The 2,922-nt window shown below is 60.9% G+C and carries 4 protein-coding genes and 1 pseudogene; all 5 read left to right on the top strand.

Annotation, left to right across the window (positions count from 1 at the left end; translation table 11 throughout):
* The first annotated feature begins 65 nt into the window (after window positions 1-65).
* Window positions 66-758, top strand: coding sequence for a hypothetical protein (locus RMO15_RS17795; RefSeq protein ID WP_309714878.1), 693 nt, complete (start codon window positions 66-68; stop codon window positions 756-758).
* A 58-nt stretch (window positions 759-816) separates the two neighbouring features.
* Entirely contained in the window at window positions 817-1,032 is a 216-nt protein-coding gene (locus tag RMO15_RS17790; protein WP_309714876.1) for a hypothetical protein, read from the top strand.
* Complete coding sequence (locus RMO15_RS17785; protein WP_309714874.1) at window positions 995-1,552, top strand: thermonuclease family protein; 558 nt, start codon at window positions 995-997, stop codon at window positions 1,550-1,552. Before RMO15_RS17790 ends, RMO15_RS17785 begins: the two co-directional genes overlap by 38 nt.
* 37 nt (window positions 1,553-1,589) lie before the next feature.
* The gene (locus RMO15_RS17780) at window positions 1,590-2,474 is read left to right on the top strand and encodes a hypothetical protein (protein WP_309714872.1); all 885 of its coding nucleotides are present in this window, start codon (window positions 1,590-1,592) and stop codon (window positions 2,472-2,474) included.
* Window positions 2,471-2,922 (top strand): annotated as a pseudogene (locus tag RMO15_RS17775) (hypothetical protein); the annotation flags it as partial. The gene RMO15_RS17780 and the pseudogene RMO15_RS17775, both read left to right, overlap by 4 nt.

The raw sequence follows: 2,922 nt of genomic DNA, 5'->3' as shown, positions 1-2,922 counted from the left end.
GCCTTCGTTTTGGTGTTTCCTGCCTTCCCCGAACTAGGGGACACAGACAAGGAGAACCACACCCCATGAAAGCGAAACTTAACAGCCTTCTCGACGACGTTTCCGGCAAGTTCGGCGACAATGTCTTCGCCCGCAACCCCTCGGGCCTCTACCTCCGTAAGAACACACTCGCAGAACAACCCAACTCGGAGCGCCAGATGAATGTCCGCGACCGCTTCAGTATCTTCGCCGCACGTTGGGCCACTCTGATTGAGGAGCAGCGTATCGGATGGAACAGCCTCGCGGGACAGATTACCAAGACCGGCAAGTACGGGGACCTCTACAACCCCACGGGCCATCGCCTCTACATCGCACTCAATGCCACACGGGGAGAGTTTGCCCTCGCCGAGCTGGATGATGCGCCACTGGCCATTGAGCCCACGGTTCCCGTCGCCGACTTCGTGCCCACGCTGAATGTCACTGTCGCGGGCGAGCTGGAGTTCAAGCTGGGAGCTGCGGCCACCGCGCTTGCTTCCAAGCTGCTCATCTTCGCTACGGAGCCGATGTCAGCGGGTCGGAGTGTCATCCCTGACGCCAGCTTCCGCCTCATCACTACGGCAGACACGGGCGACCTGCTCAATGCGGATCTAGGCGATGCCTATGAGAGTAAGTTCGGCATCCCTGCGGGTGGAGTGAAAGTTGGGGTGAAGATCATCCCGGTGAGCGACTCCGGCTTCCAGGGAGCGCCGCAAAGCTCACTCGTCATCGTCACAGCGTAAGCACCTCTCCCCCTGCCCCTCACCTAAAGGCAAGGGGAGTAAGAGAGAGGTTACGCCCATGATTCACACTCTCGCCGTGCTCAGTGACGAGGCCGAGGACCGTTTGATAAATGCGCTCATCGGCCTCGCCGTTGCTCTCACCTGGTGGCTACGCGCACAACCTAAGTTCCGCAGCGCCAGGCGACGGGCACTACGGCGCATTCGAGATCGCCGCCGTAAACGTAAGGAGAAAGCCAGTGCCGACACCGACGAAGACCACCCCAGCCAGCCGTAAGAAACGTACGGCCATTCTGGGAACGGGAGCCGGGATCGTCGCCATTGGCGGCGGGCTGGCAACCGTATGGCCAACAGGCAGCAAGAGCCTACCCGAAACGCTCCCTGCGCTCGACACTTGTCGGGTCATTGAGGTAGTGGACGGCGACACGCTCCACGCTAGCTGCGACGCGCTGAAAACCATCACTATTCGCTTATTTGGAGCCGACGCTCCCGAGATGAACCAGCCCAGCGGACCGATGGCACGGGCTGCACTAGGAACGCTACTTGTCGGGCAGAGCCTGAGTATCCAGCCCATCGAGAAAGACAAGTACGGGCGGCTCATCGCCCAGCTCAGCACCTCGGCCTACCCAAGCATCGAGCGCAGGCAGATAGATACCGGGCTCGCCTGGTGGTCGCCCCAGTACGCGCCCGACTCCCGAGACCTACGCCTAGCCGAGGATACCGCAAGAGCCGCCAAGCGCGGCTTGTGGGCTATGCCAGCACCCATCCCACCCTGGCAGTGGCGCAAAAGCCATTAGCCCCTAGCGAGCACACAGAGACAAGGAGATCTACACCATGAAACCACGCATCACCAAAGCCCCCAAGAAAGTAACCGGTACGGCAAAACCTGTCACACTACAGCCATCAGCAGCAGCGAGTTCCACGCCCGCGAAACCCGCCGCCGTGAAGGCACCGACCGCAAAGCCCAAGCTCGTCTCGCGGCCCAAGCCGAAGACAATAGCAAAACTAGCTCCTAAGCCAGTGGAGACGCCGATCCTAGGCCCCCCGGTTGCCGTCGTGACCCCTGCCCCTACAACGGTTTCGACCAACGGCCCACTCCATCAGATCCCGCCGGAGTCCCCCTCTCTACCAGTCGAACAACCGGGCACGCCTGCGGCTCCCATTGTGCCACCGCTCATCATCATGATTCCACCGGAGAGTCCCGCACCACCTGCCGAAGCTGCGATCCTGACCTCCTCAGGCGACAAAAAAACCAGCGGTTACGCGGTCGTAGAGAGTGAAGTCACACCACCCGCGATAGATGCTGCGGTTCCTACAGGCTACATCGTCGTGGAAAGTGATGCTTCACCGAGCGTGAGCGAAGCGCAAGTTCCCCCAGCAAGCGAAGATGCTACGAAACCCGCGAACTACCTGGTGGTTGAGAGTGAGATCAAGACCCAAGTAGTGGGCGATGCCGCCGTGCCCAATGGCTACACAGTCATCGAAAGCGAAACGGTAGATGCAAGTAAGCCAGGCTATTCGGTCGTCGAGAGTGACAGCACATTAACGGCAACCGTTGAGGGTACAGACCCAGTGGCTCCACAGCCCACACCCAGCGTACCGACGGTCACAATTCCGACAGGCAAAGCCATGGACGAGGTTTCCAGTTTCCAGATCGGCGACGTGCTCATTATTGCAGTTCGGGTGCAACCCACCCCTGCGCCGGAGGTAGAGCCATGACCGAGGAGCAGCGGAACGAGAGAAACGCCCAGCGGCTCACCGAGTGCAACCCGATCTTCCGGCGCAAGGTAGCCGCGATCCTAGCCGATCTCGAAGGGCACGGGCTACGGCCACGCATCCAAGAGGCATGGCGCTCGCCCACAAGGCAGCGCCAGCTCCTTGCGGATGGCTTCACGAAAGTGAGGTGGGGAATGCACAACGCGACCACGGAGGACGGCAACCCCGACGCGCTGGCAGTGGACATCCTCGACGATGACCAGCCTAACCACGAGAGCACGAAGTTCTTGCTGATGCTCGCGGCTTCGGCGAAAGCCCACGGCTGCGTGACAGGCATCGGCTGGGGACTCACTCAGGAAGACCGCGACACGATCCGCTCGGCAATAGCCAGCCGAGACTTCGATGCGAAAGTAGAGATCGGCTGGGACCCATGCCATGTCCAGATCGGCGG

The sequence above is a fragment of the Armatimonas sp. genome (genome assembly GCF_031410135.1).
Classification (GTDB): Bacteria; Armatimonadota; Armatimonadia; order Armatimonadales; family Armatimonadaceae; genus Armatimonas.
Note: the sequence above shows the minus strand (reverse complement) of the source record. Positions and strands in the feature narration are given on the sequence as shown.

Bases quoted from the DNA above. Each gene is read 5' to 3' on its own strand.
- RMO15_RS17795 (WP_309714878.1), top strand. From the start codon at position 66: ATGAAAGCGAAACTTAACAGCCTTCTCGACGACGTTTCCGGCAAGTTC.
- RMO15_RS17790 (WP_309714876.1), top strand. From the start codon at position 817: ATGATTCACACTCTCGCCGTGCTCAGTGACGAGGCCGAGGACCGTTTG.
- RMO15_RS17780 (WP_309714872.1), top strand. From the start codon at position 1,590: ATGAAACCACGCATCACCAAAGCCCCCAAGAAAGTAACCGGTACGGCA.